This window comes from Paraburkholderia sp. SSBN10T (assembly GCF_056619545.1).
In genome coordinates this window covers 186,328-208,914 of record NZ_JBWQQI010000003.1, presented here as the reverse complement: position 1 = coordinate 208,914, position 22,587 = coordinate 186,328, and the positions used below count along the sequence as shown (strand labels likewise).

Sequence of the window (22,587 nt, the reverse complement as noted above, 5' to 3'; positions counted from 1 at the left end):
GGAACGAAGCAGCGAGCAGAGCAGGGAGCGAAGAGAAGAGGCGCGCCGGGCGGGAACCCGCCCGGCACAGATAATCGATCAGTTGGCTGCGTCGATCGTGCCCGGCGCGTAGGCACGTTTGCCGCGCACGCGGTCGACGATGCGCACGAACGCCAGCCACTGCTGCGCAAGCAGACCATTGCCATAGGGGCGGCCGTCGCCGTGCGGCGGCGGCAACTGATCGCGGATGCCGGTCGGCTCGACCACCCGGTTCCACGATACCGTACGGAACATCATGTCCCACCACGGAAACAGCACGCCGAAGTTGCAGCCGTAAGCCGTGCCTTCATGGCCATAACCCACTGCGTGATGGCGGCGATGAAAGATCGGGCTGACGATGATGCGCTCCAGCAGCCAGCCGTACGGCAAACGCGCATTGACGTGCTGCACGCTCTGCATGAAGTTGCTGACGGCCACCAGCACCACGAACTGCGTGGGCTGCACGCCGATAAACAGCGAGATCGCTGCGAAGAATGCCGCCTGGATGATGTCGTCCAGAAAGTGATTGCGGTCGTCGTTCCACAACGACATCTGCTGCTGGCTGTGATGCACCGCATGCAGTTCCCACCAGACGCCGAAGCGATGCTGCCAGCGGTGATACCAGTAGCCGGCAAAATCGAGCACCACCAGATAGATCAGGAACGAGACGATCGGCTGGTCGGTGACGCCCGGCCAGAGACTGTCGATATCGAGGTTCGGGATGTTGTAGATCGAGATCAGGCTCTGCCAGTGATCGAACAGCGGCTGGAGCAGGAAAAAGAACGCAATGTTGATGATGCCGAGCTTCGCGATCCACGTGTAGATCACGTCCGCGCGCAGCGCCTTGCGGTCCTTCCATTGCTCGACGGGACGCAGGGCTTCGAGCGGCCGCAACGCCAGATAGGTGACGATGATTTCGAGTACGCCGATGATCACCCAGTAGAGTGCGTCATAGGTGTCTTCGTCGTAACCCATCAGGCCGAAGCGATAGAAGAACGGCTGCACCACATCGACATACAGCAGCGTCTGCAGCGCAGACACCATGTTGTCGAGCTGCGCGACGATTTCATGGAACATCGGAATCCTCGTGAATGACTAGTCAGGCAAGGGCTGTTTCAACAGGCCGCGTTCAGTCCGGGTTCGGTGCAACGACCGGCGCGCGGTTGTCGAAAAAGATGCCGTGCGGCGAGCGGCCCACCGCGATGGTGTCGATCAGCTTGCGCGTCGTGAGGTCGATGATGCCCACGTGCTTGGCGAAACGAAACCCGACCCATAGATAGCGCTTGTCCGGAGTAAGTTCCATGTCGTCCGGTCCAGGCATCAGGCCGGTGATGTCGCCGGCGTTGGTGAGCGTGGTGTAGTCGATCACGCTGATGGTGCTTTCGACCCGGTTGGAGACGGCCACGTGCGTGCCGTCGTCGAGATTGCGGAAGTTATGCGCGCCGCGGCCCGTGTGGATCTTCTTGACGATCTGCTGCTTGTGCCAGTCCACCACCACCACATCGTCCTCGCCGGTCATGCCGACCAGCAGGTACTTGTCGCCGGGCGTCATCCAGAGACCCGCCGGCTCGTTGCCCACATGCATTTTCCACAGCACGGTTTGCGTGGCCAGGTCGATCGCGGCGAGTTCGCCGGAGTCCTGCAGCGTCATGAACACCGTGCGGCTGTCGGAGGCGAACGTCATGTGGCTCGGCGTCTTCGCAAGCGGGATGTGCTTGACGAGCGTCATGTTCGTACCGTCATAACGGTAGATGTCGGCGCGGTCCATCCGGAGCGCGGCGGTGACGAACCACTTGCGATCGGGCGAGAAGCCAAGCTGATACGGGTCTTCGATGTCCTCCACCGTGCGTTGCACCTGGCCGGTGTGGGGATCGAGGAACATCAGGTTGTTCGAGACGGAATCGGCGACGATCAGCGACTTGCCGTCCGGCGTGATCATCAGATGGTGCGGTTCTTTGCCGGTCGGCTCGGTGCCGACCACTTTGTGGGTGGCTTCGTCGATCAGCGAGAGTTCGGATTCGCCCGAGTCGAGCACGATGACCCGGTCGGCGGCATGAGCGGTATTCAGATGGCCGATCAGGGAGAAGACGACCGCGGCGGATAGGGTGGCTCTCGAAAGGAATGTAACCGGCGAATAAGGCATTCTGTAAAGTATCCGAAGATGTAAAGCGACACCGAAAAGCTGTGCCTTCATGGAAGTGCAGCGCGGCTGCGCTTCGGGTTGCGTTTCGTTAACGTCTCGTGCGCCGTTTTCGATGACGCAAGTTTTGGGCAAATGTGAGAAATTAGCATGCGTGGGCCGATCAAATGCCTGCGGATCCGATCTTTTGCGATCCGCGGCAATCGGGCGAGGCACAGATGGACGAACGCGTTCGCGACAAAACCGCTTCCGGCACCATCACCGGGCGCACTACCCTGGCAATCCGCGAGGTGCTGGAAGGCCGCCGCCGCGGCATGTCCATGGTGCTGCCGTTTGCGGGGCCGGCCGTGGTCGTCTCGGTCGCCTACATGGATCCGGGCAACTTCGCGACCAACATCCAGGCCGGCGCCCGTTACGGCTACGCCTTGCTGTGGGTGGTCCTGCTCGCCAACGTCGTAGCCATGCTGTTTCAGGCGCTCTCGGCCAGGCTCGGCATCGTCACGGGCCGCAATCTCGCCGAATTATGCCGTGAAAATTTTCCGGCGCCGCTGGTCTTGGCCATGTGGGCCGTGAGTGAAATTGCCGCAATGGCCACCGATCTGGCCGAATTTCTAGGCGGTGCGATCGGCCTCGCGCTGCTGTTTCACATGCCTCTGCTCGCCGGCATGATCGTGACCGCTGTCGTGACGTACGGCCTGCTGCTGTTCGAGAAGGCCGGCTTCCGGCCTCTCGAACTCGCGATCGGCGCACTGGTGGGCGTTATCGGCCTGTCCTACCTGGCGGAACTCTTCATTACCCCGGTCGCGTGGTCCAGCGTCGCCGGCCACCTGTTTACGCCGCAGTTGCCCGATGCGGACGCCGTGACGATCGCGGTCGGGATCATCGGCGCCACCGTCATGCCGCACGCGTTGTTTCTGCACTCGGGACTCACGCAACATCGCGCCACCGCCCGCAACGAAGACGAGCGGCGCACGCTGCTGCGATTCTCGAATATCGAAGTGGTGATCGCCCTCACGATTGCGGGCCTGATCAACATGGCGATGGTCATCATGGCGTCCGGGGCTTTTCATGCCGGGCATCCGGAGGTGGCCGAAATCGAATCGGCCTATCACACGCTCGCTCCGCTGCTCGGCATCGGCGCGGCAGGCATTTTCCTGCTGTCGCTGATCGCCTCGGGCATCTCCAGTTCGGTGGTCGGCACGATGGCGGGGCAGATGATCATGCAGGGCTTCGTCGGCTTTCAGATTCCCTTATGGTTGCGCCGTGCGATTACGATGGCGCCCTCGTTTATCGTGGTCGGATTAGGGGTCAATGCGACGCAGGCACTCGTCGTCAGCCAGGTGGTGCTGAGTTTGGCGCTGCCCGTGCCGATGGCCGCACTGGTCTGGTTCACCTGCCGCACGCCCGTGATGGGCCGCTATCGCAACGGCCTCGCGATGACGATCGCCGCCGTGGCTTCGGCGATCGTGGTGCTGGTGCTGAACGGGGTGCTGCTGCTGCAAACGTTCGGCGTCGCTGTGCCGGGACTGTCCAGTTGAGGACGGTGCGGCCGCAGGTGCCGCGCGGCCCGGCTTGGCTCGTGCGACGAGTTCTTGTAGAGTCCGCTTCACCGTGAAAACAAACTTGGCATTCATCACACGTGCGGCGACGGCCGGCGACCTCGGCGGCATCACCGAAGTCTTTCTCAGAGCGCGCAAGGAGTTGATGCCCTTCGCGCCGCTCGCACATTCCGACTATGCGGTGTGCCGCTGGATCGCGGACTGGTTGATCCCTGCGGGTGGCGTTACCGTGGCAACCGATGCGCAAGGATTGATCCTCGGGATGGCGGCCACGTGCGAGGCCGACGGCGTACTGTGGCTCGATCAACTGTATGTTTCGCCGCTGTGGATCGGTCATGGCATCGGCACGCGCCTGCTTGCCCTTGTGACCTCGAACACGCGTTTGCCGGTGCATCTGCATTGCTTTGCCGAGAATGCCCGCGCTCGCGCGTTTTACGAGCGGCACGGCTTCACGGCAATTGCCTTCGGCGACGGCAGCGACAACGAGGAAGGCTGCCCCGATATTCTGTATGCGCTGCCGCGCTCCGCGCAAACAGAGCGGTGCGAGTCGCCCTGACGGGGGGCTGTCCGGCGTGCAAAAAGGGCCGCATTGTCACGCGCACGACTTCTTCATGTGGTCCCCTGCTGCGCAGTTCCGAAACAGATGACATGACCGCCAAGCGCGGTCAGAATCAGATGTTCGTTCATCCTGACGATCGCTGTTCGCTCGCCGGCTGACCGCGTGATCGGGCTGTCCCTCTCCCGCACCAAGACGACTATTTCTATGCCATCCAGAGGTCACCGAGTTTCGTGCATCATTTGCGCCTACAACGAAGCGCCGCGCATTGCGGCTGTGCTGGCGGTGGCGTCGGTTCATCCGCTGCTCAGCGAAGTCATCGTCGTGGACGATGGCTCGACTGACGGCACCGCCGACGTGGTCAGACGTTTTCCCTCGGTCAGGCTGATCGAATGCGCGGAAAACGGCGGTAAGAGCGCGGCCATGGCAGCGGGCATCGCCGCTGCCGAAAACGAGTGGCTGATGCTGCTCGATGCCGATCTGAAAGGGCTGGCGCCGGACCATATCAGCGGACTCGCCGCGCCGGTACTGAGCGGCCGTGCGGATGTGAGCCTGAGCCTGCGGCAAAACAGCCTGCTGATTTTCCGTTTTATCGGCCTCGACTTCGTTTCCGGCGAGCGTGTCGTCAGGAAGCAGTTGCTCGACGAATCCCTCAAGGAAATTCATGGCTTGCCTCGCTTCGGCATCGAGGTGTTCATGAACCGGCGCATCATCGCGCGACGGCTCTCGATTGCCGTGACGCACTGGCCGCACGTCACGCAAGCCCGCAAAACTGAAAAACTTGGCTACTGGAAGGGTATTCGCGCGGAATGGCGCATGATTGCGGACCTGCTGAAGGTCACCTATCCGCTCGCGCTGATTTCGCAAACGCTGCAGCTATTTGCGTTGCGGGTCGACCATCCGGGGCGTGCGCGGCTTTCGGTGCGCATCAGGAAGCCGCGCGATACGGCGGCTTGAGGCGTCCGTCGTGCGGGAGGTCGGCCACGGGGTTTGCCTCGTGGTTCACGCTCGTCCCACGCGCCCGCTTCTACTGGGCCATTGGCAAGCCGGCGCGGCGCCGCCACGCCAGCGCGATAAAACCTGCGGCGCCGAGCAGCAACGGGCAATAGAGCGTAGCGAAACGCCATAGCACCAGCGCTGTCGCCATTGCCGCGCCCGGCACCCACGGCGCGAATGCGGCGGCGAGCGCCAGATCGCCGCCGCCTCCGCCGGCAGGCACGCCGGTCCAGAGCGCAGCGTGCAGCACCACGGCCTGCACGGCCAGCACAAAGCCGAGCGGCAACCGGTAACCGAGCTCCTGCAGGATGAACCACAGCGCGCTGTAGCGCAGCAGCCATTGCAGCGTGGTCAAGAGCAGCAGCGCCGCGAGACGCCAGCGCGGTCCGGTGAGCAGCAGCACCCATTGCCGGCCCACGCTTTGGCGAAACCTGTTCCAGCGCGCCCGCCGGGCCCGCAGCCATAGAATGCGGCGGCCGGCAGCGTCCAGTGCGGCAGCGGCGGGCCGTCGGCAGAGCCACAGTGCGAGCGCGACCAGCGCAATGGCCGCGAGGGTGCCGACGATCGCCGGCAGCGGGAAATTCGGCGTGACCTGGGTGAGCGGGCCGAGTGCAAGCAGCAGCGAGATCGGCACCGCAATGGCGAAGAACGTCAGGTCGAGCGCCTGGTCGGCGCCCACCACGGTGGTGGCGAGAGCCCATGAGGCCCCGGCGCGCTGCAGCAAGCCCATGTTCACGCCATAGCCCGCCGCGCCCAGCGGCGAAACCAGAAAAGCGAAATCGGTGACGACGGTAATGGTGAGCGTGCGCGCGAAGCGCAGCCGCAGGCCAAGTGCCGCTTGCATGAGGTGTAGCTTGCCTGCCTTCGCGGCGGCGCTCAACGCGGCGCTTGCCGCGAGCACCGCAAAGATCTGCGGCGAGACGTTGCGCAAGCCGGCGAACACCGCATGCGCGCCGAGGATAAAGGGGGCTCCCATGGCCAGCGCCACACCGAGCACGGCGAGCAGGGTGGCTGCATGACGGACATGGAGCCGGGTCATCGGCTTCGCCCCGGCGGGCGGGGCAGCGGGGGCAGGAGGCGCGGAGCCGGCGCCACGCACGCTCGGGTCGTCAGAACTTGGGGTTCGCAAGGACTTGAATTAAGCATGCAGAAAGCAGGATCGTGACAGGCCAGGTGACCACCGGGGTAAGTGCGATGCGCGCCAGCATGGCGCCTTGCACACCTCGGACTCCGGTCATCATTGTGCCTGCAATTCCGTTCCGCTTCCGCAATCTGGTGGAGAGCAAGGTCGCGAATGCCAAGCGGCCGCTCCGTGGATGCGAACGAGTCATCCTAGGGCGCGCCTATGAACCTTTTAAGTCAGTGGCGGCATGCTCAATCGACGGCGATCGAGGGCGGCGCGTGTTCGTCCATCGCGTTGACGGCCAGACGTTGCTCCGCGGCCTTCATCGAATGCAGCGGCAGCGCGACGAACACGCTGATGCGCCGCAGAATCTGCCGGAACACCTGCTCGAACACGCGCTTTTGCTCGCCGTCGTCCGCGCCGACTTCGAGCGGGTCCGCAAAATTCCACTGGCAGAAGATCGGCTTGCCGGGAAAAGCGGGAGCGTGCGTTTCGCCCGCTTCTTCGCACATCGCAATCACCACGTCCATGACCGGCGCATCCGCTTTCGTATAGACGCTCCAGCTCCTGGGCCGCATTTTGCCGAGGTCGCCCATGGTGGGGCGCAGTTGCGCGAGGGTGAGCGGATGGACGTCGTCAGCCGGCTCGATACCGGCGCTGAATGCTTCAAAGCGTTCAGCGCCGAGTTCGCGCAGCAGCGCTTCGGCCATGATGCTGCGCGCCGAATTGGCTCGGCAGAGGAACAACACATTGCATTTCCGGCTCATCGAAGCACCCCCGTAATATTCTGGTGACAATCTTTGCTGAGAATTCTGCGAGAAGAGTTTTGCGTGTCGATGACAGGCGCATGAACCTAACAAGGGTTCTCGATCTGAAGCGGCACGTGCGCCGCCGGGGTGGGCGTGCAAGCGATTCGCCTGGCAGTTTTGCGAGTGCCTTCTATTGCATGGAATGGCACATTTAGTCGTATGTTATCGCTTGAGGACCGTTTGAATCAATTTGCCAAATCGATATCGATGCATTCGCAGATGCATCGAAGCGTAGAAGAATTGTCATTTGCATTTGTAGTTCTGCTGAACCAGCCGCTTGCGAGAGTCGAGGCGGCGAATCGCTTCGAGCGATTGTGGAATGAGACCAATGAAGCCGCGAGTGCGAGCCTTGGTACAGAGCGCGCCGTCAGCTATATCGCGCTGCTGAAAGACATGGATGCGAGATGGCGCCACCTCAGGGTGCTCAACTAGCTTGCATGGGCGCGCGCCGGTGTGCGATCCATCAAGGGGCTTAAGTTAACGGCATTAATTCAAAAAACTTTAGGAATTTTTTATTCAAATTACGTTTATTCGGAATTCGCAATAATAACGCGTTATTTCTTACCAATTCTTTAGACGTTTAAATCAGGGCGCTATCTCTAGTCATCGATCGGTCACATACCATCCCCGATAATCGTGGCGCTCGACAATACGACCAACTTCACAAGGTCGGGCGGCTCTCATGAAGAGCACGACACACACGTTAGACCCCGGGGATTTGCACAAATGACTATCCGTCATCGCATTACGCTATTGGTAATCCTGATGTTCGTCGCACTGTCCGCCATCGGCGGCTATGCGGTCTATCAGACCCGGCACAGCGCCGTCGAGGTCAAGCAGGTGACGGAAGGCGTCGTGCCTAGCGCGTTGGCTTCCGCCGACCTGGTCTCGCAGGTCAAGGACGTGCAGCTCGCGATCATGACGCTGGTCTATGCGCCGGACGGCAACGTCGTCGCGCAGGCCCAGGACGAACTCAAGAAGAAGAAAGCCACCTTGCAGCAGGCACTGGCGCTGCAGGCGCGCGACGCCGCCAGCCACGCGCAGAAGGGCCTCGTGGCGCAGGCCGCCGATAGCCTCGAGAACTATTTCTCGGCCATCGACGACACGGCCAAGATGAAGGCCGCCGGCAAGAACGATCTGGCGCAAGCGTATCTGTTCGCGAACGTGGCCCAGTACCGCGACGAACTCGAAGGCATCGTCGAGACGCTGCGCATCGAGAAGAACCGCGAGAAGGACGAGGCCATCACGACGCTGAACGGCACGCTCGCTACGACCACCACCGCCATTGCGATCGTCACCGGTATCGCGATCATTCTGCTTACCTCGATCGGTTCGTTGCTGTATCGCCAGATCACGCGACCGCTTACCCGCATGCAGGAGATGATGAGCGAGATCGCCTCCAGCCAGGACTTCACGCGCCGCGTGCCGGTGGGCCGGATGGATGAAATCGGCCACTCGATCGTGGCGTTCAACGGCATGATCGAGAAGATCCAGGAAAGCTCGCTGCAGCTCAAGCAGAAGACCGCCGATATTCAGGCGATGTTGCAGAACATGCAGCAGGGCATTCTGACGGTGGTGGAAGGCGCGGTGATTCACTCCGAATATTCCGCGTATCTGGAAGCGATCTTCGAGACCAATGACATTGCCGGTCGCAGCCTGATGGATCTGGTGTTCGCGGACACCGATCTCGGCGCGGACATCCTCTCGCAAGTCGATGCCGCGAGCTACGCGTGCCTCGGTGAAGACGCCATCAATTTCGCCTTCAATGAACACCTGCTGGTCACCGAAATCTCGAAGCGCATGCCCGATGGCCGCGTCAAGATTCTCGACCTGAACTGGTCGGCGATTACCGACGACAACGACACGATCGTGCGCCTGATGCTGTGCGTGCGCGACGTCACCGAACTGCGCAAGCTTGCAGCGGAAGCGGGCGAACAGAAGCGTCAACTGGAAATGATCGGCGAAATTCTCGCAGTCAGCGAGGAGAAGTTCCACCACTTCATCGAAAGCTCGGCCGGCTTTATCAACGAGAACGAGCGCATCATCCGCCAGCATTCGCAAGCCGACCGCGAAGCGATTGCCGAACTGTTCCGCAACATGCACACCATCAAGGGCAACGCGCGGACCTACAACCTGCAGCACCTGACCAACATCGTGCACGAGACCGAACAGCGCTACCACGAACTGCGCCACTCGGAAGAAACCCTCGCGGCGTGGGATCAGGACAGCCTGATGCAGGAACTGGCGCGCGTGCGGGCAGCAGTGGAAAGCTACGCGACGATCAGCGAGGTCAGCCTCGGGCGCAAGGGTGCGAGCAGCCGCGAGAGTGCCGAGCGTTTCCTGATGGTCGACATCGCGCATATCCAGGAGAGCCTGCGTCTGCTCGAAGCAGCCAAGGCCGACGACCTGCATGCGCTGCAATCGATGCGCAAGAACGTGCGTCAGGCCTTGCGCCTGCTGGGTACGGAAAGCGTAGGCGAGGCGCTGTCCGGCGTGCTCGATTCGCTGCCGTCGCTGGCGCAGGAATTGGGCAAGGAAGCGCCGGTCGTGCAGATCGGCGACAACGGTTACCGTTTGCGCCGCGAAGCGGGCGGCACCTTGAAGAACGTCTTCATGCACCTGCTGCGCAACTCCGTGGACCACGGTCTCGAAGCCGCCGACGTGCGCACGGCGCAGGGCAAGCCGGCTGCGGGTGCGATCAATCTCGACGTGGGTGTGGACGCCGGTACGCTGCAGATCACCCTCAGCGACGATGGCCGCGGTCTTGCGCTCAAGCGGATTCGCGGCATGGCGGTAGAGAAGGGCTGGATTACCGCCGACCAGTCGCTCAGCGACGAGGAAATCGCCGAAATGATTTTCCGCCCGGGCTTCTCGACCGCCGACCAGGTTACCGAAGTCTCGGGGCGCGGGGTCGGCATGGACGCGGTGCGCGACTTCCTCAAGCGTGAGCAAGGCAGCATTGCCCTGCGCTTCACGGACGACCGCAAGGGCGCGGATTTCCGCCAGTTCCAGACCATCGTGAGCCTGCCGGAAAATCTCTCGGTGGACACCGCGGGTATCGGTGCGCGCGGCGACGCAGACGAACTGCAACTCGATACGATTGGCTGATTGAGCGGCTCACTCAACCCTCATCGCTGCGATGGACACTCGGAAGGATTGGTTGTGATTCAACAGTATCTTGTAGCCGCACTGGCCGGCAGCATCGTCACCGCCCTCATCGCGCTGGTCGCACACCGGTTGGCGAGTGCCAAGGTGCTGCGCCGCCTGCGCTCCGAAGCGGACCGGCAGGTGGAGGCGCTTGGCAAGACGAGCGCCGAACAGACCCAGCAGAGCGCGCTGCACGAGCAGCAGAAGCAGGATCTGGAAGCCATGCTCGCGCAATTGCGCGACGAACTGAAGCGCGAGGCGCAGAGCGCCGAGGAAGTCCGCGCGGAGCTGAAAGCCGCGCTCGACGGCAAGGACCAGTTGGCGCAAAAGGCCGCCCAGCTCGCAGCCGAGGCCGCGCGCCTCAAGGGCCTGGCAAGTACCTTCGAGCGCTGGCACGAACAGATGATTTCGCTGATGACGCAGAACCAGGACATGCACGCGAAAAACCGCGAGCTGTCGTCGATCGTCCGCCACGTGGTGATCGTCTCGCTGAACGCGTCGATCGAGGCTGCCCGTGCGGGAACGGCGGGCCGCGGCTTTGCGGTGGTGGCGAGCGAAGTGCGCTCGCTCGCCGCGCGCTCCGAAGAACTCTCGAAGAGCTATCGCGATAGCCTGCACCGAAACGACCTGACCACCACGGCGACCTTCCAGGACATCCAGGCGGGCGGCAAGATGATTACCGCGTCGCTTTCGAGCGTCGAGTCGCTGGCGAACCAGTTTCAAGCAACGCTTCACTAGTAGGCCTAGACGTGATCAGTGCGCATGCGAAAGACAGTATCGAACGCATCTTTTTCAGGGCGGCCAGGTCGCGCCTGACGATGGACGCGGGCGACGTCTGCGAGATCGTGCCGGCCGGTGCGCATGGCGCGCATAGCCTGCCCGATGTCAACCTGGTGATCCTGACGATTTCCGGAATCGCGTTCCGGCTGCTGCTGATTCTGCATTTCGACGAGGACGAGCGCACCAAAAACTACTTCGTCAAGGAAGAGTCGGAACGCGCGTTCCTGGAAGTGTTTCTGGAGGTCTGCAATATGTGCTGCGGGGCAGTGAACCAGGAACTGCTTCAGTATTTCCCGGATCTGGGCATGTCGACGCCCTATGTGCTGAGTGCGCGTTGCATGCCGTATCTGGAAGCGCTCAAGCCGGAATTTCTGGCCTCGTATGCCGTCGCGATCAACGATTCAGTCAGGTTGGGGGCGACGATTTGCGTATGCGCTCATGCGCCGATCGACTTTGTCGCCGAAACGAGCGTGGTCGAAGATACCAGCGGCGAACTCGAGCTGTTTTGAAACAGGCAGGAAGCAGGGAAGCAAGATGAACGAGAACAAGCCCGTCAGCAAGCTATTGGTTCTTGAGGATTGTCCGGCGCACGTGGACGCGATAAGGAATTTCTGCGACGAGAACAACCTGATCGGTGTGCAGGTGAGCAAGAGCCGCCTCGCCTCGGCGTTACGCTCGAACTTCGATCTGGGTGCGATTCTCGTGTCCGAAAGCTACGGCGGATCGATCGAAGAGAGCACGGCGATTGCGGTCAGGATTCACGCGGCGCGGCCCGAGCTGCCGATCATCATCCGGCGCGAATCGGGCGCGACGCGCGAGGGTTTGCCGGCGGCGCTCGATGCGGTGGTGTGCGGGGCATATGTCGTGGGCGACATGGGGTCGCTGCGTAGCGTGATCGACGAATACATTTTTAACCGCGAGTATCCGAACGCGCTCGTGCGGGGCATTGCGGAGCTGACGAGCACGGTGCTCGGTAGCCTGTTTAGCGACATGAGCGTGGCGACCGATGCGCCGTGCATTGTGCGCGACCGCGTTATCTTCGGCGAAGTGTTCAGCCTGATCCCGCTGGAAAGCTCGTGGTGCCGCGGCTACATGATGATTCAGGCCGAAGAGCAGCCGATTCTCGACCTGCTCAGCCGGCGCGAAACTTCCGATTACACGGCTGATTTCCGCGATCTGAACAGCCTGCTCGGCGAGCTGACCAACATGATCTGGGGGGCGTTCAAGAATCGCTATGTAGGCGACGCGGCGGGCTTGTCGCATAGTCAGGTGCAGGTGCCGCTCCTGATCAACCACAAGCAAAAGTACATTTCGTTCGGTTCGGAAAGCCCGCACTTGTGCTTCACGTACCGGTTGACCGATGAACAGTCGGGGCGGGTCGTGAAGCTGCATCAGCGCTTCGCTTTTAGCTTGAGCTGGTCGCCCGAAGACTTTCAGGAATTCGAGCAGAGCGCCGACGACAGCGTGGGCGCGGGTGAACTCGATTTATTTTGATTGATGCCAAAGGAAATAGACATGTCGAAAATTCTGGTGGTGGATGACTCGAGCACGGTGCGTGACGAGGTAGCCGGCTTCCTGAGAAAGAATGGCCTGGACGTCGATACGGCAGTGGACGGCAAGGACGGCCTGACCAAGCTCAAGAGCAGCCCCGGCATCAAGCTGGTGATCAGCGACGTCAACATGCCGAACATGGACGGTCTGACGATGGTCGAAAAGATTCGCGGCGAACTCGGCAACAGCGCGGTCAACGTGATCATGCTGACCACCGAAAGCAGCCCGGCCATGAAGGAACGCGGCAAGGCTGCAGGCGTGAAGGGCTGGATCGTCAAGCCGTTCAAGGGCGATGCCGTGCTGGAAACGTTCCGGAAGCTGGCAAGCTGAGCTGTGCCGGGCGGTGCGGCGGCTGTCGGCCCGCACGCGCCCCGCATGCGCCCACACGCGCTCGCATGGCTGGCGCGGCAAGCGCCGCGCCCGGAGCGCGTGTTTTCGTTCTTGCGTCACCCCCTGTAAAACGCACCTTGCGGCCGATTCAGCGCATCATTGCCTATTTGCGCATTCTGAATCGAGGACACCCCCGCATGACTCGTGATGAAAACAATCTGGAGCCCGTTCTCAGCGGCCGTCACGTCGTACTCGAGCCGCTGCAACCCGGTCACGAGCAGGCGCTGGTTGCCGCGGCCGCCGACGGCGAGTTGTGGAACCTGACGCTCACCGTCGTCCCCAGCGCCGACACGATGGCGCGCTTTATCGAGCGCGCCTTGGCCGCGCGCAGCGCCGGCACCGTGATGCCGTTCGTGATTGTCAGGCGCGAGGACAACCGCGTGGTCGGGAGCACGCGCTTCTGGAAAATCGATCGCCATAACCGCAAGCTCGAAATCGGCCACACCTGGCTCTCTGAGTCGGTACAACGCTCGGGCGTGAATACTGAGGCCAAATTCCTGCTTCTGCGCCACGCCTTCGAGGTGATGGATTGCGTTCGCGTGCAATTCACGACCGACGAACTCAACGAGAAATCGCGCGCCGCGATCCTGCGGATCGGGGCAAAGCAGGAAGGCATCGTACGCCACGAACGCATCATGCCGGACGGTCGTAAGCGCAATTCCGTGCGCTTCAGTATCATTGACACCGAATGGCCGGAGGTGCGCGCCGGATTGGAGCAGAAGATGGCGCGCACCGAGGGCTGAACGGCGCCGTGCCGGGTGAAGCTGGCAATGAATGCAGCAATCATGCAGCAACAAACGCGGCGTCAATCGAAACCGGAGAATTCATTTGACGTCAGAGCAAGTGATCGAGACGTGGCTGGCCGAGGAGGCGGAGATCCTGAGCCGGCTGGAAGCGGGCCCAGGCCCGGGATTGGCAAGCCCTGAACAGGTCGCCGGCAGGACCGGTCTGGAAATATTGCAGGCCATGCTGCGCGGCGAAATACCCTATGCGGCGATCGCGAAGACACTCGATTTCGTCTTCATTGAAGCGAGCGAAGGCCGTGCCGTGTTTCAGGGCAGGCCGCTCGCACAGCACCTGAATCCGCTCGGCACGGTGCATGGCGGATGGGTGGCGACGCTGCTCGATTCGGCGCTCGGCTGCTCCGTGCACACCTTGATGCCGCCCGGCCGGAGCTACACCACGGCCGAACTCAGCGTGAACTATGTGAAGGCGCTCACGCCTCGCGTGGGACGGGTGCGCGTGGAAGGCAAAGTGGTCCATTGCGGCCGCCAACTGGCTACCGCCGAGGCGCGTCTGGTCGGGCCGGACGGCACCTTGTACGCGCACGGTACGACAACCTGTCTGGTGTTCGAGATTCCCCAGCGCTAATGCGATGCGCCGCAAGGCGCGCTCGCCCCGCGAATGCCGGGGCAAGTTCATGCGCCCATGCATCCGGGCGCTTTCTTTTTATATTGCAAGGGTCATTATGGATTCCGGATCATCCCTCCGGGCTGCGGCCCGGCACACACAACCGGCTCAGCCGACATCTGCGTCCGCACCCGTGTCCTCCATGCAGCCTATCGTCGCCGTCACGAATCTTTCCAAGACCTACGCCTCGGGCTTTCATGCGCTGAAAAACATCAACCTGGCCATCCGCCGCGGCGAAATCTTCGCGCTGCTGGGGCCGAACGGCGCAGGCAAGACCACGCTGATCAGCACCATTTGCGGCATCGTGCGGCCGAGCGAAGGCTCGATCCTGGTGGACGGCCACGATATCGGCACGGCTTACCGGGCGGCGCGCTCGTTGATCGGTCTGGTGCCACAGGAACTGACTACGGATGCCTTCGAGACCGTCTGGGCCACGGTTTCGTTCAGCCGCGGGCTGTTCGGCAAGCCGGCCAATCCCGCTTACATCGAGAAGGTGCTCAGGGACCTGTCGCTATGGGACAAGCGCAACAACAAGATCATCACGCTCTCGGGCGGCATGAAGCGGCGCGTGCTGATTGCCAAGGCGCTGTCGCATGAACCGCGCGTGCTGTTTCTCGACGAGCCGACCGCCGGCGTCGACGTCCAACTGCGGCGCGACATGTGGCGCCTGGTGCGCTCGCTGAGCGCGAACGGCGTGACGATCATCCTGACCACGCACTATATCGACGAAGCTGAAGAAATGGCCGACCGGATCGGCGTGATCAACGGCGGCGAGATCATGCTGGTCGAAGAGAAGGCCGAACTGATGCGCAAGCTCGGCAAGAAGCAATTGACGCTGCAACTCGAACACCCGCTCGAACAGGTGCCCGCGCAACTCGCGGAATATCGCCTCGCGCTCTCCGGCGACGGCAACGAACTGATCTACACCTACGACACGGAACGCGAGCGCAACAGCATGATTGCCTTGCTGAAGGCGCTGGACGACGCGGGCATCCGCTTCAAGGATCTGCAGACGACGCAGAGCTCGCTTGAAGACATCTTTGTCAGCCTGCTTAGAGGTGACCAATGAACATTTACGCAATCCGGGCCATCTACAAGTTCGAGATGGCGCGAACCTGGCGCACGCTGATGCAAAGCATCATTGCACCGGTGATTTCCACCTCGCTGTATTTTGTCGTGTTCGGCGCGGCGATCGGTTCGCGCATCAAGGAAGTGGACGGCATCAGCTATGGCGCGTTTATCGTGCCGGGCCTCATCATGCTGTCTCTGTTGTCGCAGAGCATTTCGAATGCGTCGTTCGGGATTTACTTTCCAAGGTTTACGGGGACGATCTACGAGCTGTTGTCGGCGCCGGTCTCCTATCTTGAGATCGTGGTGAGCTATGTCGGCGCGGCTGCAACCAAATCGATCCTGCTAGGGTTGATCATTCTCGCGACCGCCGGCCTGTTTGTGCCGTTGCAGGTGCTGCATCCGTTCTGGATGGTGCTGTTTCTCGTGCTCACGGCGGTGACGTTCAGCCTGTTCGGTTTCATCATCGGCATCTGGGCGGACAGTTTCGAGAAGCTGCAACTCGTGCCGCTCCTGATCATCACGCCGTTGACGTTTCTCGGCGGCAGCTTTTACGCTGTCAATATGTTGCCGCCGTTCTGGAAGATCGTGACGCTGTTCAATCCGATCGTGTATCTGGTGAGTGGTTTTCGCTGGAGTTTCTACGGCATGGCGGATGTGAATATCGGCGTGAGTCTCGGTATGACCGCACTGTTTCTGGCGGTTTTTCTGGCGATCGTCGCGTGGATCTTCAAGACGGGATACCGGTTGAAAACCTAAGACAGGCAATCCGTCCCTCGAAGCGCGGAATTCAGGATTTCCTGACTCGGGATTCAGCATCCATCTCGCGCATTTTCCACGCTTCCTGACTGCATTTCGTTGACCGCGCGCCTAGGATGAGATATCGAAATCGTCTATCGGGTTGGTGCGCCATGATCTCCTATCTGTCCGAGCGCGAAAACGCGGTGGAGCAGATCAACTCGATCTGTATGCGCCTGTTCGACACATGGTGCGAGCATAGAAGCGTAACGTCGCTGGCTTATCTGCTGCATTGCTGGCCGCTGACGGACAGCGAGCCCTCATCGATCCGCAAGCTCGGCGAAACGTTATGGGAACTGCGCAAGACCCACGCTGAATCGCTCGGTGGCGACGTCGTGCGAATCCTGCTCGATCTGGCGGACTGGGTAGACGAGATTCTGCTGTACGCCTCAGCCCCGAAAAGACTCGTCGCAAGCGGCTAATGCAAGGCGCCGGGATCGAACCAGAGGTCCTTGCGCGACACTGGAACCCACGCCGGCAGATAGGGATTCTGGAGTTCGATCACAGTTCGTTCCCGCAGCTTGAGGTCGGCCAGTTGGCGGGCGAAGTGCTGGTCGAAGAACGCGTCGAAACTGCCGTCTTTTTTCATCTGTTCCAGCCCGTCGCGAATGCGGGCGGCGAGGTGCGGTTCCGATTTGCTCACATAAAAGAATTGCGCGAACGGATAGCGGATCAGAAGGTGGCGATCGATCGCGAGGCGAGGGTAGCGAGGGGCATAGGCACGCAGTTCCTCCGGCGCTTCGGTCACGCCCCTCGGAAACAGTTCGAAGCGTCCATGTAAAAGCATCAGAAAAAGCGATTCGTAGGTTTGTGCTGTCCTTACCGGCACATGGTTGAACTCATAGACGCGTACGTCGCCCCAGTTGCTGCCCTGGCCGACTGACAGCGTGCGGAGTTGTCCGAGCGTCTGGATGGCGTCGATCTTCGGCTGGTTGTTGGCGTCGATCAGCGCCACGCGGTAGCCGAGCAATCCCTTGTCGATCGGAAACGGAATCGGAATCATGCCTTCGTCGAAGTCCTTATGGCCGGCATCGCTGATCATGATGTTGATACGTTCGCCCCTCAGGGCCTCTTCATGTGAACGCGCGACGGAAATGGCGTCGGTGTAGGGCTCCTCAACATAAGGGCCATATGCCGGGGTGGTACGTTTGAGCACTTCTGTAAGCAGTTCGAACGGGTAGGCGTAGCGAACCAGGAATTCTTCAGACTTAAGCGGTTTGACGGTATCCAGTGCGAGCGCGGGTGGGGCCATCGCGGCCCAGAGCAACAATGCCGTGGCGAAGCCACGCACAACTGAGAGGGCGCTGCGGCGCCGTGGCTCGCTGCTACCCGGCGCTCTACAGGTAGACCGCTGATCGGCAACGAGTGCAGAATAGGGAAAACGAGAACCAGAGCACTCGCGGGGGAATATGGCTCTCAACACGTTCGGCGCATGGTGGGGTTCGCTCAATCGCTTTCGCCACAGCGTGGTTCTGCGCTTACTTGCTACGGTATTCCTGTTTAGCTGCGTAGTCACGCTCTTGCTGACCGCGCTGCAGCTGTACCGTGATTACGAGCGAGGCATCGAGCTGGTCCAGACCCGTCTTGCCGACATCAACAGAAGCTACAGCGGCAGCGTCGGCGAGGCGCTCTGGCGGCTCGATCAGCCGCAACTGCAAATCGAACTGGACGGCATTCTGCGTCTCGAAGACATCCGCGCCGCGGAAGTGACCGAAGCCGGCTCGGCCGCGCCGATGGTCGTGACGGCCGGCCGGCGTACCGCGGGCCCGGCGATCGCCCGTGAATTTGCGCTGGTTTACCGGGTGCAGGGCAAGGATCAGCGGATCGGCACGCTGTACGTCCAGGCGACGCTGGCCAATCTGTATGACGATCTGACGCGCACCGCGCTGCTCATTCTGGTGAGCCAGGCGGCCAATACGTTTCTGGTCTCGCTGTTTACGATCTACATTCTGTCGCGGCTCGTCACCCGGCATCTTGCTGCGATCGCACGCAGCGTCGGCGACTACGATTTTCACGAGACGCCGCAACCGCTCGGCCTGCAGCGGCGAGCGCCCAACGAGCCGGACGAACTCGACCGTGTGGTGGCAGCCGTCAACGCGATGGGCGCGCGCTTGCATCAGGCGTATCTCGACGAGCGTGCTGCGGCGATCGAGCGGGAAGCTCGGCACTCCGCCGAGGCAGCGAATCGCGCCAAGAGTGAATTCCTTGCCAATATGAGCCATGAATTACGCACGCCGCTCAACGGCATTCTCGGCTACGCTCAGATCCTGCGGCGCGACCTCGCGCTGGGCGAGCGGCAACTCGAAGGCGTTGCGGTGATCCAGCGTAGCGGCGAACACCTGTTGACGCTGATCGACGACACGCTCGACTTCGCAAAGATCGAAGCCGGCAAATTGCGCGTCCAGATTGGCGACGTGCCGCTGGCAGGACTGGTAGACATGTTTCGCGAGATCGTCGGCGTGAAAGCGGAGCAAAAGGGTCTCGACTTCATCTGCGAGATCGCAGCCGACGCGCCGCCCGGCGTGCTTGCCGACGAACGGCGCTTGCGCCAGGTGCTGCTCAATCTGCTCGCGAATGCGGTCAAATTCACCGATCAAGGCAGCGTGAGCCTGCATATCATGAGGGCTGCAGCGGGGGCGGTGCGTTTCGAGGTGCTTGATACGGGTATCGGCGTGCCCCCCGAGCAGTTGGAGACGATTTTCGAACCCTTCGAACAGGCCGGCGGCCGGGAGCGCTGGGCAGGCGGCACCGGGCTGGGTCTGGCGATCAGCCGCGAGTTGGTCCGTGCGATGGGCGGCGAGATCCGCGTCGAGAGCCGGGTTGGCCAGGGCAGCACGTTCTGGTTCGAACTTGCGCCGGCTATCGCGCTGCCGGATACCCGCTCCGTCATGCCGCCCGTGCTGGACGTGACAGGCTATGATGGTCCGCGCAAAACGGTGCTGGTGATCGACGACGTGCCGGTCAATCGTGCAGTCGTCGTCGCCCTGCTCGGCCGGCTCGGTTTCGACACGCTCGAGGCGGCGACTGGCCGCGAAGGGCTCGCGCAGGCGCAAGACCAACGGCCGGCCTTGATCGTCACCGACATCGTGATGCCCGACATGGACGGCCTCGAAGTGACCCGGCGTCTGCGCCAGTCGCCTGGCCTCGTGGATGTGCCGATCATCGCGGTGTCCGCGAGTCCCTCCGGCACCGATGAGAAAAGGAGCCTTGCCGCCGGCGTGAATGCCTTTCTCCCGAAGCCGGTCGACTTCGACCGGCTGCTTGGGCAGATCGCTGCGTTGCTCGGACTGAGGTGGACGTATGCACCCGCCAGGGCAATCGCGCAGCACGCCGTGACGCTTTCCGAGGCGCGGCTTGCCGTGCCGGCGCAGGAAATGGACGAGCTGCACCGCCTCGCCCGTCACGGCGACATGCGGGAAATTTCGCGCTGGAGCGAGCGCGTCGCGGCACTCGACGCACGCTACGCGCCCTTCGCGGAGCAGGTGCGTCTACTGGCGAAGCGTTACCAGTCGAAGGCGATTCTTGAGTTGGTCGAACAAAATCTTGCGCAAAGGCCGGCACCATGAGCGACGCTACGAGCCATTCCAGCGAGCCGCCCACGATCCTCATCGCCGACGATACGCCGGCCAATCTCGGCGTGGTCGTCGACAGTCTGACTGAACGCGGGTTTCGCGTCCTGGTCGCGCTCGACGGCGCGGAGGCGCTCGAACGCGCGCAATTCTCGCAGCCCGACCTGATTCTGCTCGACGTCAAGATGCCCGGCATCGACGGTTTCGAAACCTGCCGGCGTCTGAAGATGGACGATCGCACGCGCGATATCGCGGTGATCTTCATGACTTCGCGTACCGGCAGCGAGGACATGGTCGAAGGATTTTCCGCGGGCGGAGTCGACTACGTGACCAAACCCGTGCACGTCGACGAAATGATTGCGCGCGTGCGCACCCATCTCTCGCTGCGCACCATGCACAAGCAACTGGTTGCGCAGAACCGGCAACTGCTCGCTGAAGTGTCGGTGCGCCAGCAGGCCGAGGCGGCGTTATCGCGGGTACGCGACGAACTGGAGGAGCGCGTTGCGCTTCGCACTGCTGAACTGGCGCGGGTGAACCAGAACCTGACCGCACAGATCGAGGAGCGCAGGCGAGCCGAAGCGAAACTGCTGTCGAGCGAGGCGCGTTTTCGCACGATTGCCGAGACAAGCCCGGTGCCGCTGTGCATTACCGCGATGCCGGATGGACAGATTCTCTATACCAATGAGCCATTGCGCCAACTGTTCGGGCTCGGCGTGCGCAATGACGCCGCTGCCAATATCGTAGACTTCTACGTCGACTCGGCGGAGCGAGACGAACTGGTGGAGCATTTGAGCCGCGAGGGGAGCTTTCGGAATACCGAGATGCAGTTCAGGCGGCCAGATGGCTCCGTCTTCTGGGCGATGGCGACGGCACGCGTCGCCACCTATGGCGAGGTGCCGGCGATTTATGTCGGCTTCAACGACATCACGGAGCGCAAGCGCATCGAGCAGGCCCTGTTCGAGTCGCGCGAACAGTTGCGCGAGCTGTCGGCCTACATGGAGGCGATTCGCGAAGAGGAAAGAAAGCGTATCGCGATGGAAATTCACGACGAACTGGGACAGCTCCTCACAGCGTTGAAAATGGATGTCTCGCTGCTCAAGATGCGGCTTGCCGGCGACCCGGAGGCGGCCAAGAAAACCGACGACATGCGCGAACTGGTCGAGACGACCATCTGGATGGTCCGCAACGTTGCGAGCCACCTGCGGCCCGCCGCACTCAATTTCGGCATTGTTTCCGCGCTGGAGTGGCTGGTGGAAGATTTCAGCCGCCGTAACGGCATTCCGTGCCAGTTTCGCATCAACGGCAGCGAGCCGGTTCTCCCGGATGCTCATGCGACGGCGGTGTTTCGCATCGTCCAGGCCTCGCTCACCAATGTCGCGCGCCATGCCCGTGCCACAAGGGCGGACGTGACGCTGACCCGCTCGGCGACGGCGCTCGATTTGCACGTGAGCGACGACGGCTGCGGCTTCGATCAGGAAGCGGCGCGCAAGGGCTATTCGTATGGTGTGCTTGGCATGAGCGAGCGCGCCCGGCTGATCGGCGCTTCGTTGTTGATCGACAGCGCGCCCGGAACGGGCACATCGGTTTCGATTCACATTCCACTAGATGACGACGTTCACAGATGATCAAGATACTCATTGCAGACGACCACGCGATCGTGCGCGGCGGATTGAAGCAGATCATTGCGACGACCGCTGATATTGTCGTGACCGGAGAGGCCGCGCAAGGCTCCGAGGTCGTCGACAAGCTGCGCACTTGCGAGATCGACCTGTTGCTGCTCGACATGACGATGCCGGGCATCAGCGGCGTCGACCTGATCCGGCGCGTGCGCGCCGAGCAACCGGCGTTGCCGGTGCTGGTGCTGAGCATCCACAACGAAGCACAGGTGGTATCGCGCGCGTTGCGCGCGGGTGCGACCGGCTATGTGACGAAAGACAGCGATCCCGAGGTGCTGCTTGCCGCGATTCGCAAACTGGCAGGCGGCGGCCGTTTCATCGACCCGAAGCTGGTCGACGCGATCATCTTCGAGACGCACTCGGGCGATGCTCCGCCCCACGAAATCTTGTCCGACCGTGAATTCCAGGTGTTGCAGATGCTGGCATCCGGCAAGAGCATCAACGACATTGCCGAGGCCTTGGCGCTCAGCGCCAAAACCATCAGTACTCACAAGATGCGCCTCATGCAGAAGCTTGGCCTGGGTAACAATGCGGAGCTGATCCGCTACGCGATCAGACACGGGCTCGCCGCCGAATAACAGGGGCACTCGAATAGTCTAAGGATTGTTAAGGAATTCCTGAGTGGATAATCAGCCGTTCCCGAGCTCACTATCCGCCGCTCCCGATAGAGGTGCATTGACAGACACCCTACGATGGTCTCATGGGCACCACGGAGGGGCTATGAGTACCGCGGAGAAGTCGTTGCGCTTGCTGGTCGAGAAATGGCTTGGGGCGGCCGGCGGCCAGCCGGTCCGGGTACTGCTGACACAGCGTTCGCGCTCGGGCCGGATTTGCCGCGTGTGCATCGAGGCGGATTGCCCGAGCGGTCCCGTCACCCTGTTTTTCTTCCGCCACGACGACGGTAGCTGGCATGTATTTCCGCCCGCCAACCGCCAGCCTGCGATGAGCATTGGCCGGCTGGCCGCCTGACGGCATGACCACGGGAAGGAGAGAGCGC

23 protein-coding genes are annotated in these 22,587 nt (G+C 61.9%); 18 read left to right on the top strand and 5 right to left on the bottom strand.

Annotated features, from left to right (window positions below; all coding sequences use genetic code 11):
* Positions 1-78: 78 nt before the first annotated feature.
* Positions 79-1,095 carry a sterol desaturase family protein gene (locus AC1ECK_RS05830; RefSeq protein ID WP_480316830.1) on the bottom strand — a complete coding sequence of 339 codons (1,017 nt, stop codon included), beginning with the start codon at positions 1,093-1,095 and terminating at the stop codon, positions 79-81.
* A 52-nt stretch (positions 1,096-1,147) separates the two neighbouring features.
* On the bottom strand, positions 1,148-2,161 hold the full coding sequence (locus AC1ECK_RS05825) for a YVTN family beta-propeller repeat protein (protein ID WP_480316828.1): 1,014 nt from the start codon (positions 2,159-2,161) through the stop codon (positions 1,148-1,150).
* Between the two features lie 215 nt (positions 2,162-2,376).
* On the opposite strand from AC1ECK_RS05825, the gene AC1ECK_RS05820 reads away from it, so the two are divergent.
* From AC1ECK_RS05820 to AC1ECK_RS05810, 3 genes are all read left to right on the top strand, one after another.
* On the top strand, positions 2,377-3,696 hold the full coding sequence (locus AC1ECK_RS05820) for an Nramp family divalent metal transporter (RefSeq protein ID WP_480316826.1): 1,320 nt from the start codon (positions 2,377-2,379) through the stop codon (positions 3,694-3,696).
* Positions 3,697-3,781: 85 nt separating this feature from the next.
* Entirely contained in the window at positions 3,782-4,273 is a 492-nt protein-coding gene (locus AC1ECK_RS05815; RefSeq protein ID WP_480316824.1) for an N-acetyltransferase family protein, read from the top strand.
* Positions 4,274-4,480: 207 nt separating this feature from the next.
* The gene (locus AC1ECK_RS05810) at positions 4,481-5,230 is read left to right on the top strand and encodes a glycosyltransferase family 2 protein (protein ID WP_480316822.1); all 750 of its coding nucleotides are present in this window, start codon (positions 4,481-4,483) and stop codon (positions 5,228-5,230) included.
* Between the two features lie 70 nt (positions 5,231-5,300).
* Here AC1ECK_RS05810 and AC1ECK_RS05805 read toward each other — a convergent pair whose 3' ends face one another.
* Positions 5,301-6,308, bottom strand: a complete 1,008-nt coding sequence (locus AC1ECK_RS05805; RefSeq protein WP_480316820.1) for a flippase-like domain-containing protein — start codon at positions 6,306-6,308, stop codon at positions 5,301-5,303.
* Positions 6,309-6,643: 335 nt separating this feature from the next.
* Entirely contained in the window at positions 6,644-7,141 is a 498-nt protein-coding gene (locus AC1ECK_RS05800) for an arsenate reductase ArsC (protein WP_480316818.1), read from the bottom strand.
* A gap of 153 nt (positions 7,142-7,294) precedes the next feature.
* Between AC1ECK_RS05800 and AC1ECK_RS05795 the strand changes: the two genes are divergently transcribed.
* The 11 genes from AC1ECK_RS05795 to AC1ECK_RS05745 all read left to right on the top strand — a co-directional run bounded on the left by AC1ECK_RS05795 (position 7,295) and on the right by AC1ECK_RS05745 (position 16,767).
* A complete protein-coding gene (locus AC1ECK_RS05795; protein WP_480316816.1) occupies positions 7,295-7,633 on the top strand; it encodes a hypothetical protein in 339 nt (112 codons plus the stop codon).
* A 294-nt stretch (positions 7,634-7,927) separates the two neighbouring features.
* Positions 7,928-10,309 carry a HAMP domain-containing protein gene (locus tag AC1ECK_RS05790; RefSeq protein ID WP_480316814.1) on the top strand — a complete coding sequence of 794 codons (2,382 nt, stop codon included), beginning with the start codon at positions 7,928-7,930 and terminating at the stop codon, positions 10,307-10,309.
* A gap of 54 nt (positions 10,310-10,363) precedes the next feature.
* Positions 10,364-11,086 carry a methyl-accepting chemotaxis protein gene (locus AC1ECK_RS05785; RefSeq protein ID WP_480316812.1) on the top strand — a complete coding sequence of 241 codons (723 nt, stop codon included), beginning with the start codon at positions 10,364-10,366 and terminating at the stop codon, positions 11,084-11,086.
* Positions 11,087-11,097: 11 nt separating this feature from the next.
* Positions 11,098-11,637, top strand: a complete 540-nt coding sequence (locus tag AC1ECK_RS05780; protein WP_480316810.1) for a hypothetical protein — start codon at positions 11,098-11,100, stop codon at positions 11,635-11,637.
* A gap of 25 nt (positions 11,638-11,662) precedes the next feature.
* On the top strand, positions 11,663-12,622 hold the full coding sequence (locus tag AC1ECK_RS05775) for a chemotaxis protein CheX (RefSeq protein ID WP_480316809.1): 960 nt from the start codon (positions 11,663-11,665) through the stop codon (positions 12,620-12,622).
* A gap of 21 nt (positions 12,623-12,643) precedes the next feature.
* Entirely contained in the window at positions 12,644-13,009 is a 366-nt protein-coding gene (locus AC1ECK_RS05770; protein WP_480316807.1) for a response regulator, read from the top strand.
* A gap of 197 nt (positions 13,010-13,206) precedes the next feature.
* Entirely contained in the window at positions 13,207-13,812 is a 606-nt protein-coding gene (locus AC1ECK_RS05765) for a GNAT family N-acetyltransferase (protein ID WP_480317337.1), read from the top strand.
* An 85-nt stretch (positions 13,813-13,897) separates the two neighbouring features.
* Complete coding sequence (locus AC1ECK_RS05760) at positions 13,898-14,440, top strand: PaaI family thioesterase (RefSeq protein WP_480316805.1); 543 nt, start codon at positions 13,898-13,900, stop codon at positions 14,438-14,440.
* 181 nt (positions 14,441-14,621) lie between these two features.
* Positions 14,622-15,548, top strand: a complete 927-nt coding sequence (locus AC1ECK_RS05755; RefSeq protein ID WP_480316803.1) for an ABC transporter ATP-binding protein — start codon at positions 14,622-14,624, stop codon at positions 15,546-15,548.
* Positions 15,545-16,306: an ABC transporter permease gene (locus tag AC1ECK_RS05750; RefSeq protein WP_480316801.1), complete on the top strand. Its 762-nt coding sequence runs from the start codon at positions 15,545-15,547 to the stop codon at positions 16,304-16,306. Before AC1ECK_RS05755 ends, AC1ECK_RS05750 begins: the two co-directional genes overlap by 4 nt.
* A gap of 152 nt (positions 16,307-16,458) precedes the next feature.
* The gene (locus AC1ECK_RS05745) at positions 16,459-16,767 is read left to right on the top strand and encodes a hypothetical protein (RefSeq protein WP_480316799.1); all 309 of its coding nucleotides are present in this window, start codon (positions 16,459-16,461) and stop codon (positions 16,765-16,767) included.
* On the opposite strand, the gene AC1ECK_RS05740 is transcribed toward AC1ECK_RS05745, so the two are convergent.
* A complete protein-coding gene (locus AC1ECK_RS05740; RefSeq protein ID WP_480316797.1) occupies positions 16,764-17,795 on the bottom strand; it encodes a substrate-binding periplasmic protein in 1,032 nt (343 codons plus the stop codon). The genes AC1ECK_RS05745 and AC1ECK_RS05740 overlap by 4 nt on opposite strands.
* Between AC1ECK_RS05740 and AC1ECK_RS05735 the strand changes: the two genes are divergently transcribed.
* The 4 genes from AC1ECK_RS05735 (at position 17,755) to AC1ECK_RS05720 (ending at position 22,559) form a co-directional block, all read left to right on the top strand.
* Positions 17,755-19,911 carry an ATP-binding protein gene (locus AC1ECK_RS05735; RefSeq protein WP_480316795.1) on the top strand — a complete coding sequence of 719 codons (2,157 nt, stop codon included), beginning with the start codon at positions 17,755-17,757 and terminating at the stop codon, positions 19,909-19,911. The genes AC1ECK_RS05740 and AC1ECK_RS05735 overlap by 41 nt on opposite strands.
* Complete coding sequence (locus tag AC1ECK_RS05730; RefSeq protein WP_480316793.1) at positions 19,908-21,539, top strand: hybrid sensor histidine kinase/response regulator; 1,632 nt, start codon at positions 19,908-19,910, stop codon at positions 21,537-21,539. Before AC1ECK_RS05735 ends, AC1ECK_RS05730 begins: the two co-directional genes overlap by 4 nt.
* Positions 21,536-22,168 carry a response regulator gene (locus tag AC1ECK_RS05725; protein ID WP_480316790.1) on the top strand — a complete coding sequence of 211 codons (633 nt, stop codon included), beginning with the start codon at positions 21,536-21,538 and terminating at the stop codon, positions 22,166-22,168. The genes AC1ECK_RS05730 and AC1ECK_RS05725 overlap by 4 nt, the downstream gene beginning before the upstream one ends.
* Before the next feature lie 142 nt (positions 22,169-22,310).
* Positions 22,311-22,559 (top strand): hypothetical protein, encoded by a 249-nt coding sequence (locus AC1ECK_RS05720; protein WP_480316788.1) that lies wholly within the window; start codon positions 22,311-22,313, stop codon positions 22,557-22,559.
* The last annotated feature ends 28 nt before the right edge of the window (positions 22,560-22,587 follow it).

Bases quoted from the DNA above. Each gene is read 5' to 3' on its own strand.
- AC1ECK_RS05830 (WP_480316830.1), bottom strand. From the start codon at position 1,095: ATGTTCCATGAAATCGTCGCGCAGCTCGACAACATGGTGTCTGCGCTG.
- AC1ECK_RS05825 (WP_480316828.1), bottom strand. From the start codon at position 2,161: ATGCCTTATTCGCCGGTTACATTCCTTTCGAGAGCCACCCTATCCGCC.
- AC1ECK_RS05820 (WP_480316826.1), top strand. From the start codon at position 2,377: ATGGACGAACGCGTTCGCGACAAAACCGCTTCCGGCACCATCACCGGG.
- AC1ECK_RS05810 (WP_480316822.1), top strand. From the start codon at position 4,481: ATGCCATCCAGAGGTCACCGAGTTTCGTGCATCATTTGCGCCTACAAC.
- AC1ECK_RS05805 (WP_480316820.1), bottom strand. From the start codon at position 6,308: ATGACCCGGCTCCATGTCCGTCATGCAGCCACCCTGCTCGCCGTGCTC.
- AC1ECK_RS05790 (WP_480316814.1), top strand. From the start codon at position 7,928: ATGACTATCCGTCATCGCATTACGCTATTGGTAATCCTGATGTTCGTC.
- AC1ECK_RS05775 (WP_480316809.1), top strand. From the start codon at position 11,663: ATGAACGAGAACAAGCCCGTCAGCAAGCTATTGGTTCTTGAGGATTGT.
- AC1ECK_RS05770 (WP_480316807.1), top strand. From the start codon at position 12,644: ATGTCGAAAATTCTGGTGGTGGATGACTCGAGCACGGTGCGTGACGAG.
- AC1ECK_RS05765 (WP_480317337.1), top strand. From the start codon at position 13,207: ATGACTCGTGATGAAAACAATCTGGAGCCCGTTCTCAGCGGCCGTCAC.
- AC1ECK_RS05755 (WP_480316803.1), top strand. From the start codon at position 14,622: ATGCAGCCTATCGTCGCCGTCACGAATCTTTCCAAGACCTACGCCTCG.
- AC1ECK_RS05750 (WP_480316801.1), top strand. From the start codon at position 15,545: ATGAACATTTACGCAATCCGGGCCATCTACAAGTTCGAGATGGCGCGA.
- AC1ECK_RS05745 (WP_480316799.1), top strand. From the start codon at position 16,459: ATGATCTCCTATCTGTCCGAGCGCGAAAACGCGGTGGAGCAGATCAAC.
- AC1ECK_RS05735 (WP_480316795.1), top strand. From the start codon at position 17,755: ATGGCTCTCAACACGTTCGGCGCATGGTGGGGTTCGCTCAATCGCTTT.
- AC1ECK_RS05730 (WP_480316793.1), top strand. From the start codon at position 19,908: ATGAGCGACGCTACGAGCCATTCCAGCGAGCCGCCCACGATCCTCATC.
- AC1ECK_RS05725 (WP_480316790.1), top strand. From the start codon at position 21,536: ATGATCAAGATACTCATTGCAGACGACCACGCGATCGTGCGCGGCGGA.
- AC1ECK_RS05720 (WP_480316788.1), top strand. From the start codon at position 22,311: ATGAGTACCGCGGAGAAGTCGTTGCGCTTGCTGGTCGAGAAATGGCTT.